The organism is Aliiruegeria lutimaris (assembly GCF_900099935.1).
Lineage (GTDB): Bacteria > Pseudomonadota > Alphaproteobacteria > Rhodobacterales > Rhodobacteraceae > Tropicimonas > Tropicimonas lutimaris.
Genome location: NZ_FNEK01000002.1, coordinates 60,557 through 73,628 on the forward strand (window position 1 = coordinate 60,557; position 13,072 = coordinate 73,628).

General features: G+C 62.9%; 15 protein-coding genes. 8 read left to right on the forward strand and 7 right to left on the reverse strand.

Features of this window, described 5'->3' with window-relative positions; translation table 11 throughout:
- The first annotated feature begins 30 nt into the window (after positions 1-30).
- Positions 31-1,095 carry a hypothetical protein gene (locus BLR85_RS01565; protein ID WP_093148092.1) on the forward strand — a complete coding sequence of 355 codons (1,065 nt, stop codon included), beginning with the start codon at positions 31-33 and terminating at the stop codon, positions 1,093-1,095.
- A 398-nt stretch (positions 1,096-1,493) separates the two neighbouring features.
- On the opposite strand, the gene BLR85_RS01570 is transcribed toward BLR85_RS01565, so the two are convergent.
- On the reverse strand, positions 1,494-1,814 hold the full coding sequence (locus BLR85_RS01570; RefSeq protein ID WP_068308919.1) for a DUF6280 family protein: 321 nt from the start codon (positions 1,812-1,814) through the stop codon (positions 1,494-1,496).
- Positions 1,815-2,027: 213 nt separating this feature from the next.
- On the opposite strand from BLR85_RS01570, the gene efp reads away from it, so the two are divergent.
- The gene (gene efp, locus BLR85_RS01575; protein ID WP_093148096.1) at positions 2,028-2,591 is read left to right on the forward strand and encodes an elongation factor P; all 564 of its coding nucleotides are present in this window, start codon (positions 2,028-2,030) and stop codon (positions 2,589-2,591) included.
- 69 nt (positions 2,592-2,660) lie between these two features.
- On the opposite strand, the gene BLR85_RS01580 is transcribed toward efp, so the two are convergent.
- Together BLR85_RS01580 and ygfZ are read right to left on the reverse strand one after the other, a co-directional pair.
- The gene (locus BLR85_RS01580; RefSeq protein ID WP_093148100.1) at positions 2,661-3,467 is read right to left on the reverse strand and encodes a fructosamine kinase family protein; all 807 of its coding nucleotides are present in this window, start codon (positions 3,465-3,467) and stop codon (positions 2,661-2,663) included.
- Positions 3,460-4,221 carry a CAF17-like 4Fe-4S cluster assembly/insertion protein YgfZ gene (gene ygfZ, locus BLR85_RS01585; protein WP_425284459.1) on the reverse strand — a complete coding sequence of 254 codons (762 nt, stop codon included), beginning with the start codon at positions 4,219-4,221 and terminating at the stop codon, positions 3,460-3,462. Before ygfZ ends, BLR85_RS01580 begins: the two co-directional genes overlap by 8 nt.
- A 69-nt stretch (positions 4,222-4,290) precedes the next feature.
- Between ygfZ and BLR85_RS01590 the strand changes: the two genes are divergently transcribed.
- Complete coding sequence (locus BLR85_RS01590) at positions 4,291-4,983, forward strand: TIGR04283 family arsenosugar biosynthesis glycosyltransferase (protein WP_093148104.1); 693 nt, start codon at positions 4,291-4,293, stop codon at positions 4,981-4,983.
- Here BLR85_RS01590 and BLR85_RS01595 read toward each other — a convergent pair.
- Positions 4,980-5,720, reverse strand: a complete 741-nt coding sequence (locus tag BLR85_RS01595; protein ID WP_139188283.1) for a tyrosine-protein phosphatase — start codon at positions 5,718-5,720, stop codon at positions 4,980-4,982. The two genes, BLR85_RS01590 and BLR85_RS01595, sit on opposite strands and share 4 nt — an antisense overlap.
- Before the next feature lie 279 nt (positions 5,721-5,999).
- On the opposite strand from BLR85_RS01595, the gene BLR85_RS01600 reads away from it, so the two are divergent.
- A complete protein-coding gene (locus BLR85_RS01600; protein WP_093148107.1) occupies positions 6,000-7,196 on the forward strand; it encodes a pyridoxal-phosphate-dependent aminotransferase family protein in 1,197 nt (398 codons plus the stop codon).
- On the opposite strand, the gene BLR85_RS01605 is transcribed toward BLR85_RS01600, so the two are convergent.
- Together BLR85_RS01605 and BLR85_RS01610 are read right to left on the reverse strand one after the other, a co-directional pair.
- Positions 7,193-7,375: a hypothetical protein gene (locus BLR85_RS01605; protein WP_231700974.1), complete on the reverse strand. Its 183-nt coding sequence runs from the start codon at positions 7,373-7,375 to the stop codon at positions 7,193-7,195. The two genes, BLR85_RS01600 and BLR85_RS01605, sit on opposite strands and share 4 nt — an antisense overlap.
- Positions 7,376-7,463: 88 nt before the next feature.
- On the reverse strand, positions 7,464-8,567 hold the full coding sequence (locus BLR85_RS01610) for a pyridoxal phosphate-dependent aminotransferase (protein ID WP_093148111.1): 1,104 nt from the start codon (positions 8,565-8,567) through the stop codon (positions 7,464-7,466).
- A 92-nt stretch (positions 8,568-8,659) separates the two neighbouring features.
- Between BLR85_RS01610 and BLR85_RS01615 the strand changes: the two genes are divergently transcribed.
- The 4 genes from BLR85_RS01615 (at position 8,660) to BLR85_RS01630 (ending at position 11,645) form a co-directional block, all read left to right on the forward strand.
- On the forward strand, positions 8,660-9,415 hold the full coding sequence (locus BLR85_RS01615; RefSeq protein ID WP_093148115.1) for an alpha/beta fold hydrolase: 756 nt from the start codon (positions 8,660-8,662) through the stop codon (positions 9,413-9,415).
- Positions 9,412-10,380 (forward strand): alpha/beta hydrolase, encoded by a 969-nt coding sequence (locus BLR85_RS01620; protein WP_093148119.1) that lies wholly within the window; start codon positions 9,412-9,414, stop codon positions 10,378-10,380. The genes BLR85_RS01615 and BLR85_RS01620 overlap by 4 nt, the downstream gene beginning before the upstream one ends.
- Before the next feature lie 22 nt (positions 10,381-10,402).
- Positions 10,403-10,840: a VOC family protein gene (locus tag BLR85_RS01625; protein ID WP_093148527.1), complete on the forward strand. Its 438-nt coding sequence runs from the start codon at positions 10,403-10,405 to the stop codon at positions 10,838-10,840.
- Positions 10,841-10,934: 94 nt separating this feature from the next.
- On the forward strand, positions 10,935-11,645 hold the full coding sequence (locus BLR85_RS01630) for an alpha/beta fold hydrolase (RefSeq protein WP_093148122.1): 711 nt from the start codon (positions 10,935-10,937) through the stop codon (positions 11,643-11,645).
- 41 nt (positions 11,646-11,686) lie between these two features.
- Here the strand turns inward: BLR85_RS01630 and phaZ are convergent, their stop codons facing one another.
- Positions 11,687-12,970: a polyhydroxyalkanoate depolymerase gene (phaZ, locus tag BLR85_RS01635; RefSeq protein ID WP_093148125.1), complete on the reverse strand. Its 1,284-nt coding sequence runs from the start codon at positions 12,968-12,970 to the stop codon at positions 11,687-11,689.
- Positions 12,971-13,072: the final 102 nt, after the last annotated feature.

Below are 13,072 nucleotides of genomic sequence, written 5' to 3' on the forward strand. Positions count from 1 at the left end.
GTTAATGTGAGATGAAGAACAGGAGCAGGCATGTCCGACCCAGTAAGCAACGCTGATATCGAAGATGTCCTGTCGTCGATTCGACGCCTTGTTGCAGGGGACAAGCCGGACGAAACTGGCGCTGCTGACGCAACGCAAGCGGAAGCGCCGAAAGATGCGGCACCTCATCAACCGCCCGTTCAGGGCGAGGAGGCGCTGGTTCTGACGCCGTCGCTTCGAGTGGAAGAAACCGAGGAGCAAGATGCGCCGAGTGTTTTGCAGGATCCGGAGACCGATCGCTGGGAAGAGGATGGCGAAATGGATCGTGAGCCATCGGCAAGCGATGCGCCCGATCCGGAAACAGCACGCGGCCTGGAAAGCGAACCCGCCGAGGAATTGGCGTTTTCCGCGGTTTCTCCAAAAGAGCCGGTGGATGCAGAAGATGCTGCCCTCGAGTTGCCGACCTTCATTCGGCCACTGACGACACCAGCCGATTCCGAAGTGCCACCGAAGCGCGTGGCCGCCGAGTCGGATCTGGCTGATTCGGAACATCTGGAAGAACAAATTTCGGATGACGAAACCCTTCAGGCGCGGCCGGCCCCGCGCGCTGGTTTCATGTTCAGTCCGCTCCGCAAGCAGGAAAACGATAGCCCGTTCGACGATGAAGTGGATGAGCCGCAGGCGCCTTTCCTCGACGCATCGGATGCTGTCGAGGCCGGGGAGATCGAGGAACCCGCTGCTGTCGCCGAAGCGGATCGCCCCCCCGCGTCGGAGCCAGAAGCAGAAACGGATATGACAGCGGCGCCACGAGAGTCCCACCTGCACCTGACGGTTGGCAGCGCGGAAGAGGTCGGTGTGCTGGACCCCTGGTCTGCGGACCTTGACGATGCGGTCTCAGCGCGTTCCGAGGAATACGAGGAGTCGCAGCTCGAAGCACCGGACAATCTGTTTGCGTCCGGAACCGTTGCGCTGGACGAAGAAGCATTGCGGGAAATGGTGTCCGAGATGTTGCACAAGGAGTTGCGGGGCGCGCTCGGTGAGCGGATCACGCGGAATGTGCGCAAGCTGGTTCGCCGCGAAATTCACAGGGCACTTGCATCCCGGGATTTCGATTGAATGCCGGATTGGATGTGACGGCTCGAAACCGTGGCGCAGCCGGTCGATAGCTTCGCCATTGTAGCGACACATGTCCTTCCAAGCTATCGCAACATATCTGCCCCGAGGCGCCGGCTACTGGGCGTTCAGGAAATACTCTGAATCACCGCTTCTGGCCTTTTGCGCTCCTGACGAAACCGAAAGGAAATGAAGGTCGGTTTGGTGACCTCTTAAGTCGCCTGACTCATCTCCGGAAATCGGTTGTCATCACAGGTTGAGCACCCGACGCAGCAAAAGTGCTCGGTGTCGCTCCGGTGATCCGGGCACGAGTCCGTCAAGGAAAGTATCAAACGCGATCCAAAAGAAAAAAGCACGCGCCAAAGGCGCGCGCTTTTTTGCGTAGACCGCTTTGAAAAAAATCAGGCGGCTTCGGCCTGTTCGGCGGCCTGGCGACGTTCGCTTTCTTCACGCGAAAGCGCAACCGACGTCCGGACGCCGTTCGATACGAATTCCATCAGGCCGGATACAACCCGTTCATTCGGGTCAATCCCGGCACAACTCAGAACTTCACGTCCATCGCGGGACCGCGCCCAACGGGCGATTTGTTCGGGGCCGTTGCCGTATTTCTTGTCGTCGGCGATGGCATCATCCAGTGCGGCCAACACAACAGCGGCAAAGAGCTTGCGCGCCCGTTGACCCTGTTCGTAGTTGAATGCCGTACCGTCAACGAAATCAGTCATCTCGTCGTCCTTTTTATTCTTGCTCTTGTCTTTTCGGCGTGGGGCCGAATATGACGTTTTTGAAGCGATTCGGTATTTCCGTTTCGGAATGGCTCCTATGCGCTCACGTCATAGCTATCGCGGCCCTAACGCCATATCTAGTCGGCTTGTCAGCACGCAGCCTCCAAGATATAGAAGCCGACAAACTTCGTTCAAGCGCCGTGAAGGTCAAATATGCCGAAAATCAATGGAAACGAGATCCGCCCCGGTAACGTTCTGGAGCATAATGGCGGGCTCTGGGTGGCTGTAAAGGCCGATCACGTGAAACCCGGCAAGGGGGGCGCGTTTGCCCAGGTCGAACTGCGCAACCTGCGCAACGGCTCCAAGCTGAACGAGCGTTTTCGCAGCGCGGACAAAGTCGAGCGCGTGCGCCTCGAGCAGAAAGACCAGCAGTTTCTCTATGAAAACGATGGCATGCTGGTCTTCATGGACAGCGACACTTTCGAGCAGATTGAGCTTCCGGCCGAAATCCTCGGCGATCGTCGCCCCTTCCTGCAGGACGGCATGACGATCCAGATAGAGTATCACGAGAGCGAGGCTCTGAGCGCGACCTTGCCGCAGAAAGTCATCTGCAAGGTCGTGGAAACCGAGCCTGTCGTAAAGGGACAGACCGCGGCGAACTCGTTCAAGCCGGCGATTCTCGATAACGGCGTCAAGGTGATGGTGCCGCCCTTCGTCGGGCAGGACGAGGATATCGTGGTCAATACCGAGACCATGGAATATTCCGAGCGCGCCTGAGCCGACCGGCCAAAAAAACGAAATCAGGAACGGGGTGGCCCAAACGGGCTGCCCCGTTTTTATGGCACCCTAGGCTCCGAGCACGGAGAGGCGCTGTTCGACCATCCCGCGATACCCGGAACCGAACAGACGAAAATGCACCAATGCGGGCCATAGCTGGTAGGCCGCCAGCCGAATCTCGGCGCCGGGTTCGAGCGATCCATATTCCTGCCAGAACGCCACCGGCGGCTGTCCGAAGAGCGTAAGCATCGCCAGGTCCACCTCGCCATGGCCGAAATAGCATGCCGGATCGATCAGATGCGCGCTGCCTTTTGGGCCAAACAGGACATTGCCGCTCCAAAGGTCTCCATGCAGGAGCGCGGCATCGGGCCGGGCAGGCAGAAGGTCCGGAAGCCGGTCAGCGGCGGCTTCAATCCGATGGGCAAGGGGTGCGGGCAAATGGGAGAGAGAGGGCAGAAGGCGGTTTTCAATCCAGAAACTCGGCCAGTCCGCCCGGGCGCTGTTATGGATCGCAACCGAGCCGAAGGCATAGTCCTTGGGCCAGCCGAATGTTTCGCCGTGATGGCTGTGCAGTTGCTTCAGCCCCCGCGCAAGAGCCGCCCAGCCGGCGGTCGAAGCGCGGGATTCGGGGAGGTGTTCGAGAAAGAGATGCTGCCCGGCCACTCCCAAAACGCCGGGTACGGGCGCCTGCGCGGCAGCCATCGCCCGCAGCATGGCCGTTTCGACTCCAACCAGCGGACCCGTCTTGGCGACGATTGAACGCCCATCTTCCAATACCAGGCTTCGAACCTGCGAGAGATCACCACCGTGCAACGGGCGGACAGACTTCGGGTCCTGCCCGAAAAGGGCCTGAACCTGCTGGCCGAGATCACTCATTTTGCCAGTTCACGGTCGCATCGCCCGCCTGCATTTCCCCCGCCGCCCGGTCGAAACGCAGATAGGCAATGGCCTTCGTTCCCGATTGAGTGAAAAGCGTTCCGGCGGGTTTGCCCGCAGCTAGGATTTCGGTGCCGACAGGTGCCCGCCCTTCGACCGCGACGGTCACAAAGCCTTTCCTGAGCTCGGTCTTGTGCTTCATCCGGGCGGTCACTTCCTGCCCGACGTAACAACCCTTGCGGAAATCGACACCGTGCAGGCGTTCGAAATCCGCTTCCAGAATATAGGTTTCGTTCGGAACCAGCTCGATACAGGATTCGGGAATGCAGTTTTCGACCCGGATCGCGTCCCAATCGACGCAATCTTCCAGAGGTCCGTCACTCGTGTAGAGGCGCCAGCCGAGTTCCGGGCTCCGCGGGTCGGCAAAGGCGCCTTCCGGTGGCACTCCAAGGCCGCGCGTGAGGGTCAGCCCGCTCTCTTCAATGGTGACATCGGCCCGCAGCCGGTACATCGACAGCCGCTTGGCGAGGCCATCGGCCAATGGTTCGGCCACGTCGAGAAGGATGCGTTCGTTATCCTGAACCAGGAAGAAATCCGCCAGGTACTTGCCTTGCGGCGAGAGCAGGGCCGCGTAAAGGATCCCGTCCTGGGTCAGACGGTTCACGTCATTTGTCACCAATCCTTGCAGAAAGGAGGCCCTATCGGCACCGCCAATGGCAAGTACCCTGCGTCCGATGATCGCTTCGCTCGTCATTTCGCGCTCCTATCCATCCATTTCGTCATATAGGGGAGAGAGCGCCGCCCTGACAGTCCGGAGTTTGCAATGCCCGCGCCGCTATCGGTCATCATTCCCACCCTGAACGCGGCCCCCAAGGTGGCGGGCCTGCTGGCCGATCTCATGAGAGGTGTCGCGACGGGCCTTGTGCGCGAGGTGATCGTGAGCGATGGCGGCTCCAGCGACGATATCGAGGAGCTTTCCGAAGCGGTTGGCGCGGAATTCCTGTCCGGTCCCGCCGGACGTGGCGGACAGCTCGCTCGGGGCGTCGCGGCGGCGCGCGGCGAATGGGTGCTGGTTCTGCACGCCGACAGCGAATTGCCGGAAGGGTGGAGCAACATTGTGCAGGCGGCGATGGCCGACCCGGCCCACGCGCATGTTTTTCGGTTGAAGTTCCGGGAGCGGGGCGCGGCGGCGCGGATCGTGGCGGGCTGGGCGAACCTGCGGACATGGCTGTTCCGGCTTCCCTACGGTGATCAGGGGATGCTGATTTCACGCGCGCTTTATGCGGAGATCGGAGGCTATCCCGACATCCCGCTCATGGAAGATGTCGCCCTCGCTCGGGCGCTGAAGGGGCGGTTCGACGTGCTTCCAGCCGTGCTGACGACCTCTGCGGAGCGCTATCGTTCCGAAGGCTGGCTACGGCGGGGCGGGCACAACCTGCTGACTTTGATTCGGTATCTTGCCGGGGCCGACCCTGAGCGGCTTGCACGCGGCTACACGCAGTCTCGGCAATCCTAGTCGGCGGTGGCCGGTTTCGCAGGTGCCGGCAACGCCATACTCGCCTTCCAGTCCTTGCCGGCCTGCTTGGCCCGGAAGCTTTTGCCCGCAACCCGATGGTCGTATTCCGTCCGGAACCAGGTTTCCATGTCGATCGGGGAGGCCGCATTGCGCAGCTCGTACATGTCGATGATGTGATCGACGATGCCTGTGTCGGTCCAGTCGAAGTGGATGTATTTCACCGCGAGATGCTTGCGCGCTTCCTCCAGCGGGACGCCTTCGATGATCGCCTTGTAGAGCACGGCGGCGAAACCGGCCCGGTCCGCGCCCGATTTGCAATGCATGACGAAGGGCTTGGGCATCGCGCGCATGGTGTCGATCAGGCGGACGATTTCGTGCCGCTTCGCAGCCTTTCGGGCATAGATCTTGGCCACTCGCAATTCGAGGCCCAGTTCTTCACAGGCTTCCTGCTCGAAGAGCCAGGGCGAATAACCATCGGCTCCGCGCAGGTTCAGGATCGCCCGGATGCCCATTTCCTTGTAGCGCAGCAACCGCCTGGGGCCGGGGTGGTTGGAACGGTAGACATCGTCCGCGACCTTGTCGAAATTGGTCCAGGGGACGCGCAGGAAGGCGTGATCGAACAGGTTGAAGTGCCACTTGGCCTGCCGTCGCAGCTCCGGCGTCGAGATATCGTCGCCGAAGGAACGGCGCAATCGGCGCTCGGTAGTTTCGAACCAGTCTGAAATACGCTTGAACATGACACCTGCCGGATCGTGGAACCTGCCGCGAACACGGCGCCGGGCGGGAATACCCTGAACGGCCGGATCGGGCAAGTTGCGTGACTCCGGGGCATCGTTTCCCGCCTGCGCGCGGGCGTATCCGGGGGGGGGCGATGGCAGACAATTTGGGCCAAGTTGCTCGGAAAAGCAGCAAGATACGCGAGAGATGAATCTTTCTGGGCCTGCCCTTGGCGGGAGATTGACCTGCCGTGGGCGTCGGCTTACGACCAAGCGTCCGATCCCGTGGGAGACCCTGCAATGACCCTGTCCCGAGGCAGCCATTACCTTGCCATTCCCGGCCCCTCCGTCATGCCCGACGAGGTGCTGCGGGAAATGCACCGGCCGGCGCCCAATATCTATACCGGCGAGCTGCACGAGATCGTCGACTCCATCATTCCCGACCTGAAGCAGGTGGCACAAACTTCCGGTCAGGTGGCGGTCTATATTTGCAACGGCCACGGAGCCTGGGAAGCGGCGACGACCAATCTCTTCTCTCGTGGAGACAGGGTTCTGGGGCTCTGCACCGGCCGGTTCACCCATGGCTGGGCCGACATGGTCGCGCCTTTCGGGTTGCAGGTCGAACGGTTGGATTTCGGGCGGCGGGCGGCGATCGATCTGGACGCGGTGGAGGCTGCGCTGGCGGCCGATACCGGCCACGATATCAAGGCGATCTGGGCGGTGCATGTCGATACAGCCACATCGGTTCGCAACGACATTCCCGGGCTCAGGAAGCTGCTGGACCGGCTCGGCCATCCGGCGCTGCTTGTCATCGATGCCGTGGCCAGCCTGGGTGTTGACGAGTTCCGCATGGACGAATGGGGCGTCGACGTGACGATCACGGCCAGCCAGAAGGGGCTGATGACGCCGCCGGGGCTTGGCTTCGTCTATTTCAGCGAGAAGGCGGCGGCGGCACGAGAGCAGGCCGATCTGGTCAGCGGCTACTGGGACTGGAAGCCGCGCGTGTCAGCGGAGGCCTTCTACCAGTATTTCTGTGGTACGGCGCCAACCCATCACCTCTACGGCCTGCGCAAGGCGCTGAATCTGATGATGGACGAAGGCATGGAGCGGATCTGGAAGCGGCACGATGCGCTGGCCGGTGCCGTCTGGGCCGCCGTGGATGGATGGGGTGCCGCCGGCCCGCTGGAGTTGAACATTGCCGATCCGGCGATACGTAGCCGCGGGGTGACATCGATCCGCGCCGGCAAGGAAAACGGCACCCGCCTGCGCGATTGGGTCGGCGCACATGCTGGCGTGACGCTGGGTATTGGCCTGGGCATGGAAACCGAGGCCGATCCGGCCTCGGACGGCTTCTTCCGCATCGGGCATATGGGATATGTAAATGCCCAGATGGTCATGGGGGCGCTCGGAGCGATCGATACCGGGTTGAAGGCCACCGGCATTCCGCACGGCCCCGGTGCACTGGAAGCCGCCTCGCGGGTTCTGTCGAAGGCCTAGCGGCGGCGTCTTTGCAGGAAGTTGAGGGCGCGGTCCGCGGCAAAGCCGAAGAGCAGGACCGCAGCAAAGCCGAACAACGCCCAGATCGCGCAGAGCAGGCAAAACAGGTTGATGCCCAGCGTGACCAGAGCGGCGGTCGTGTAGTCGGGTGCGCTACCAAGCGAGTGGCGTTTCATCATCATCGGTCTCCACCCAAGACGATAACCCGAAGGCAGCCGCTTTCCGGAGTCAAATCTGGAAACCTCTGCGTGATTGGCGGGCAGATGCTCAGGTGATGGACGCCAGCGCCAAAGGAAGCGCTTGTTCGAAAACGGCCAACTCTTCCTCCGGGGCGCAGGAAACGCGAATGCACCGGTCCTGCGGGGCGACAAAGGGCATGCGCACGAAGACATCGCGCGAGATCAGTTCCTGCAGAAGCGCGCGTGCGAATTTTCCGTCCCGTCCGCAATCGAGCGTGACGAAATTGGTCGCCGAAGGGAGCGGCGTCAGGCCGTTGGCGCGGGCAATCCCGGCGATCCGTTCCCGTGCGGCGGCAACGCGGGCGATGGTCTTTTGCAGGTGAGACTGGTCAACGAGGCTGGCGAGTGCGGCCTGCTGGCTGACACGGCTCATCCCGAAATGGTTGCGCACCTTGTTGAAGGCCCGGATCAGTTCCGAATGGCCGATTGCGTAGCCGACGCGCATCCCCGCCAGCCCATGCGCCTTGGAGAAGGTTCGCATCCGGATCACGCGCTCATTGGCAACATCGAGCGGCGGCGCGGTGCCCTCCGGGGCCAGTTCGACATAGGCCTCATCCAGCAGCAACACGCAGCCTTCGGGAATGCCCTCGATCGCTTGTGTGATGGCCTCGGCGCAATGCCACGTGCCCATCGGGTTGTCGGGGTTGGAAAAATAAACGAGCTTCGCATCGACTTCGGCGGCGCGGGCCAGTAGCGCGGGAAGGTCCTCGTGATCGTCGCGATAGGGCACCTTGTGCAGCGTGCCGTCGAAACCGGCCACGTGGTAGTTGAAGGTCGGGTAGGCGCCGTCCGAGGTAACGACCGCATCGCCCGGGCCGACGACCAAACGGACGAGATAGCCCAGAAGCCCGTCAATGCCTTCGCCGACCATGATGTTGTCGGCGGCAACGCCGTGATGTGTCGCGAGCGCCTGTGTCAGGTCGTGGTTTTCCGGATCGCCATACATCCAGGCGCCGCTGGCGGCCTCGGCTATGGCGTCGATGACGGACGGCGCGGGGCCGAAACCGGATTCGTTCGCGCCGATCCGCGCGGCAAAGGGGCGGCCGCGAGCGCGTTCCTGTGCCTCGGGGCCGACGAACGGCACGGTCGCGGGAAGGCTGGCGGCGAGGGGGGTGTAACGAGGGCCTGTCATGGTCGCGGAGATTGGCGCAACCGCGCGGCAACGGCAAGACTTGCGGTGCCGTGACGCTCCGATAGTCTGACGCCAACAAGAAAGAGGAAGCCATGAGCGAGCCGCAATTTCTGACGACGCCGCAGGGGCGCCGCATCGCCTATCATCAAAGCGCGGGAATGGGCCCGACGGTCATGTTCTGCCACGGGCTGCGCTCCGACATGGAAGGGACGAAGGCCCTGCATCTGGAAGAGTGGGCCCGGGCACAGGGCCGCGCCTTTATCCGCTTCGATTGCTCGGGGCATGGGAAGAGCGGTGGTGCGTTCGAGGAAGGCTGCATCGGGGATTGGGCCGAGGATGCCGCCGCCGTGATGAACGGGCTGACCGAGGGCAAGGTCGTGCTCGTCGGCTCCTCCATGGGGGGCTGGCTGTCGCTGCTGCTGGCGCGCGATCTGAGCGAACGTTTGGCAGGGCTGGTGACCATCGCCGCCGCGCCCGATTTCACCGAAGACGGGTTCTGGGCGGAATTCTCCGAGGCGCAGCGCGCGGAGGTGATGGAAGCCGGGCAGGTTTCGCTGCCGTCGGATTATGGCGACCCGCTGATCGTGACCCGCCGCATCATCGAAGATGGCCGCGAGCGGCTTGTCCTGCGCAGCCCGCTGCCGCTGCCTTTCCCGACCCGGTTCCTGCAAGGGACGGCCGATGCCGATGTCGACCCGTCCGTGGCGCTGCGTCTGTTGGATCACGCAACGGGCGACGACATTCGCCTGACTCTGGTCAAGGGCGCCGATCACCGTTTCTCGGAGCCGGACGAGCTTTCGCTGATCGTGACCGCCGTCGAAGAGGTTCTGGCGGGCGGCGCGGCATGAAACTGGTGCTTACCCTGTTGATCGCCTTCGCGATCCTGCTGACCGTTGTGCTGGTATTCGGGCCGCGTGAGCCGGTGGATCGGGAGGTTGCGTTCAAGGCGGACCTGCTGGGCGAGAATCTCGACCTATGGCTCGCCGAGCAGGAAGCCGGGGTGCCATCGCTACGGCCCGGGGTGGAAAAACGTATTCTCTGGGCTGGGGAGGCGGGGCAGAAGACGCCGCTTTCCATCGTCTATCTGCACGGCTTCTCCGCGACCTCCGAGGAGATCCGCCCGGTGCCGGACAAGGTGGCCGAGGCGCTTGGCGCGAATCTGTATTTCGCCCGCCTGAGTGGGCATGGGCAGGACGGGGCGTCGCTTGCGCAGGCAAGGGCGGGCGAGTGGATCGAAGACGCTGCGGAAGCGCTCGAAATCGGCCGCAGGCTGGGCGAGCGCGTTCTGGTCATGGGCACCTCGACCGGGGGAACGCTGGCCGCACTCGTGGCGGCCGACCGGGAATTGTCGCGGGACGTGGCCGGGATCGTCCTGGTCTCGCCGAATTTCGGGCTGGCGAACCCGGCTGCGCGCTTGTTGGCGCTGCCCTGGGCGCGCCAATGGGTGCCGCTCGTCGCGGGGGAGGAGAGAAGTTTCGAGATCCGGAACGAAGATCACGCAGCCTATTGGACATCGAGCTATCCGACGATTGCGACGATCCCGGTGATCGCGCTTGTGCGCCATGTTGCCGGGCTCGACCTTGCCGCAGCCCAGATGCCCGCCCTCTTTATTTATTCTGAGCATGATCAAGTGGTTGCGCCAGGAAAGACCCACGAGGCCGCCGCAAGATGGGGCGGCCCGGTCGAGCAGGAATTGCGCGTGATGGGCGCCGAAGACGACCCCGGATCGCATGTGATCGCCGGCGATATCCTCAGCCCCGGCCAGACAGAGGAAACGGCGAAAATCATCGCCAACTGGGCGAAGGAGCTGTGACATGAGCAAGGAAAATGCAGCGATGGAAAGGCGGGTCAGCCTGATCACCCTCGGCGTGGCCGATCTGGAGCGCGCGGCTGGCTTTTACGAGGCGCTCGGCTGGCAGCGCGAGCCGAGCCCGGAGGGTGTGATCGCTTTCAATCTGCTCGGCCAGACGCTCGGACTTTTCCCGCTCGACAAGCTGGCCGAGGATATCGGCGTGCCGGTGGAACAGCTCAAGCCCGGCGGCTCGACGGTAACGCTTGCCCAAAACGTTCGCAGCGTGGAGGCGGTGGCGGAGCTGCTACAGGCAGCGGAGGCCGCCGGGGGCAGGGTGCTCAAGCCGGCGCAGGACGTGTTCTGGGGCGGGCATCACGGCTATTTCGCCGATCCCGACGGCCATTTCTGGGAGGTGGCCTTCAACCCGTTCTCGCCGCTTGGGCGGGATGGCGCCTTCCAGTGGGGCGGCGGGGCTTCGTGACGCGTTTCGGGCTTTCGGTCGGAGTGGCGGCGCTCTAGCATGGGAGCGAACGCGCGAAAAAAGCGCGAGAGGCAGTTTCGATAAGGTCCAAGGAATGAACGAACCGCTGGTTTTCCTGCCAGAGATGATGTGCGATGCGCGGATGTTCTGGCCGCAGATCCTCGAATTCGGTCTGACACGGGCGGTGATGGTGGCGCCTGTCACCGGGGCGTCCTCGGTGGGGGCGATCGCCGCGCAGGTGCTCGATGCCGCGCCCTCCCGGTTCGCCCTTGTTGGTGCATCGATGGGCGGCGTGATCGCCATGGAGGTGCTGCGCCGGGCGCCGGAGCGCGTGACGCGCGTTGCGCTGATGGATACCAGCCCGCTGCCGGAATCGCCGCAGGTCGCGGCGGGCCGCGAGCCGCAGATCGTCGCGGTCAGGGCCGGACGGTTGGGTGGTCTGGTGCGGGAAGAGATCGGCCCGGCTGCGTTGGCGCATGGGCCCCATCGCGGCGAGATCCTCAACCTGTTGGTCGAGATGGCCGAGACGCTCGGGCCGGACATAATCGTCGCGCAGTCGCGTGCGCTGCAACGCCGCCCCGATCAGCAGAAAATTCTGCGGACGATGCGGGTCCCCGCGCTGGTGCTATGTGGCGAGCATGACAAGGTCTGCCCGGTGAAGCGGCATGAATTCATGGCCGAACTCATCCCCTATTCCGATTTCCAGATCATCCCCAATGCGGGCCATTTCCCGACGCTCGAACAGCCGGAAGCGACCAGCGCGGCACTGGCGACGTGGCTGGACAGCCCGCTGGTCCTGCGCTGAGTAAAACGATGCGGGGCCGCCGAAGCGGCCCCGCATTCTGCCTATCTCGCGTGAAGCGACTTGATATTGGCGAAGTCCATTCGCCGGCGTTCGTGCGTCATGTTGGCGTCGATGAATTCGAGCACCAGCGGGCGGATGTTGTTGCGCCAGGACTTGCCGGCGAAGATACCGTAATGGCCGGCGCCGGGTTCGAGATAGCTCGCCTTCTTGCTGTCATCGAGACCGGTCAGCAGGTCCAGCGCGGCAACGCACTGGCCGGGAGCGGAGATGTCGTCCTTGCCGCCTTCGACGGTCTTGACCGCAACATCCGTGATGGCGCCGATATGGACGCGCTTTCCATTCACCTCGAAAATGTCCTGGGCAATTTCACGGTTCTTGAAGATCCGTTCGACCGTCGACATGTAGAACTCTGCCGTCATGTCCATCACCGCGAGATACTCGTCGTAAAAGCGGTTGTGGCGGTCAAACTCATGCGCCTCGCCGCGCGCCGTGCGCACGATCTGGTCGAAGAAGGCTGCGGAATGCATCTCCGAATTCATCGCCATGAAGGAAGCGAGCTGTTGCAGGCCAGGATAGACCATGCGACCGGCGCCGGCATATTTGAAACCCACGCGTTGCAGGACGTGCTGTTCGAGATGGCCCATGGTCACCGTGCGGCCAAAATCGGTGACCTCCGTCGGGGCGGCGCCGGGATCGATCGGGCCGCCGATCAGGGTCAGGGAGTTTGGCTGCGCTTCCGGATCTTCCTCGGCGAGGTAGGCGGTGGCGGCGAGCGTCAGCGGCGCGGGCTGGCAGACCGCGATCACATGGGTGTCCGGGCCGAGGAGCTTCATGAAATCAACGAGGTAGAGGACGTAATCCTCGACATCGAACTTGCCCGCCGAGACCGGAATGTCGCGCGCATTGTGCCAATCGGTCGTGTAGACCTCGCAGTCGGGAAGCAACGACACCACCGTGCTGCGCAGCAGCGTCGCATAGTGACCCGACATCGGCGCAACCAGAAGAACCTTGCGTGGCTTCTCGGTCCGTCCTTGCACTTCGAAATGGATGAGGTCGCCAAAGGGTTTCTCGAGCTTCTTGATCACGTCGACCAGGTGATCGCGCCCATCGGCGCCAACGACGGAATTGATGTTCCAGTCCGGCTTGGCTTGCATGCGCTGGAACGTCCGTTCGGTTACTTCGCCCCAAGCCGCGGTAAGCTGCAGGAGCGGGTTCATCGACAGACCGAACGCCGGATGGGAGCACGCGGCCTTCGCCGTCGAGCCCAGCCACGCATTGGTGAGCCGGATGCTCTCCATCAGGTCATAGGTTGCCATGTATTTCATGCGTCACTAACTCCTTGTGTGGCGCGCCCCGAGGTCGACCGGAACAATTGGTCGCTTTGCTGGAACATTCCTGCGAATATATTCATCGCGACGAAACTAATG

Excerpts from the sequence above, each read along its gene's own strand:
- BLR85_RS01565 (WP_093148092.1), top strand. The coding sequence starts at position 31 with ATGTCCGACCCAGTAAGCAACGCTGATATCGAAGATGTCCTGTCGTCG.
- BLR85_RS01570 (WP_068308919.1), bottom strand. The coding sequence starts at position 1,814 with ATGACTGATTTCGTTGACGGTACGGCATTCAACTACGAACAGGGTCAA.
- efp (WP_093148096.1), top strand. The coding sequence starts at position 2,028 with ATGCCGAAAATCAATGGAAACGAGATCCGCCCCGGTAACGTTCTGGAG.
- BLR85_RS01580 (WP_093148100.1), bottom strand. The coding sequence starts at position 3,467 with ATGAGTGATCTCGGCCAGCAGGTTCAGGCCCTTTTCGGGCAGGACCCG.
- ygfZ (WP_425284459.1), bottom strand. The coding sequence starts at position 4,221 with ATGACGAGCGAAGCGATCATCGGACGCAGGGTACTTGCCATTGGCGGT.
- BLR85_RS01590 (WP_093148104.1), top strand. The coding sequence starts at position 4,291 with ATGCCCGCGCCGCTATCGGTCATCATTCCCACCCTGAACGCGGCCCCC.
- BLR85_RS01595 (WP_139188283.1), bottom strand. The coding sequence starts at position 5,720 with ATGTTCAAGCGTATTTCAGACTGGTTCGAAACTACCGAGCGCCGATTG.
- BLR85_RS01600 (WP_093148107.1), top strand. The coding sequence starts at position 6,000 with ATGACCCTGTCCCGAGGCAGCCATTACCTTGCCATTCCCGGCCCCTCC.
- BLR85_RS01605 (WP_231700974.1), bottom strand. The coding sequence starts at position 7,375 with ATGATGAAACGCCACTCGCTTGGTAGCGCACCCGACTACACGACCGCC.
- BLR85_RS01610 (WP_093148111.1), bottom strand. The coding sequence starts at position 8,567 with ATGACAGGCCCTCGTTACACCCCCCTCGCCGCCAGCCTTCCCGCGACC.
- BLR85_RS01615 (WP_093148115.1), top strand. The coding sequence starts at position 8,660 with ATGAGCGAGCCGCAATTTCTGACGACGCCGCAGGGGCGCCGCATCGCC.
- BLR85_RS01620 (WP_093148119.1), top strand. The coding sequence starts at position 9,412 with ATGAAACTGGTGCTTACCCTGTTGATCGCCTTCGCGATCCTGCTGACC.
- BLR85_RS01625 (WP_093148527.1), top strand. The coding sequence starts at position 10,403 with ATGGAAAGGCGGGTCAGCCTGATCACCCTCGGCGTGGCCGATCTGGAG.
- BLR85_RS01630 (WP_093148122.1), top strand. The coding sequence starts at position 10,935 with ATGAACGAACCGCTGGTTTTCCTGCCAGAGATGATGTGCGATGCGCGG.
- phaZ (WP_093148125.1), bottom strand. The coding sequence starts at position 12,970 with ATGAAATACATGGCAACCTATGACCTGATGGAGAGCATCCGGCTCACC.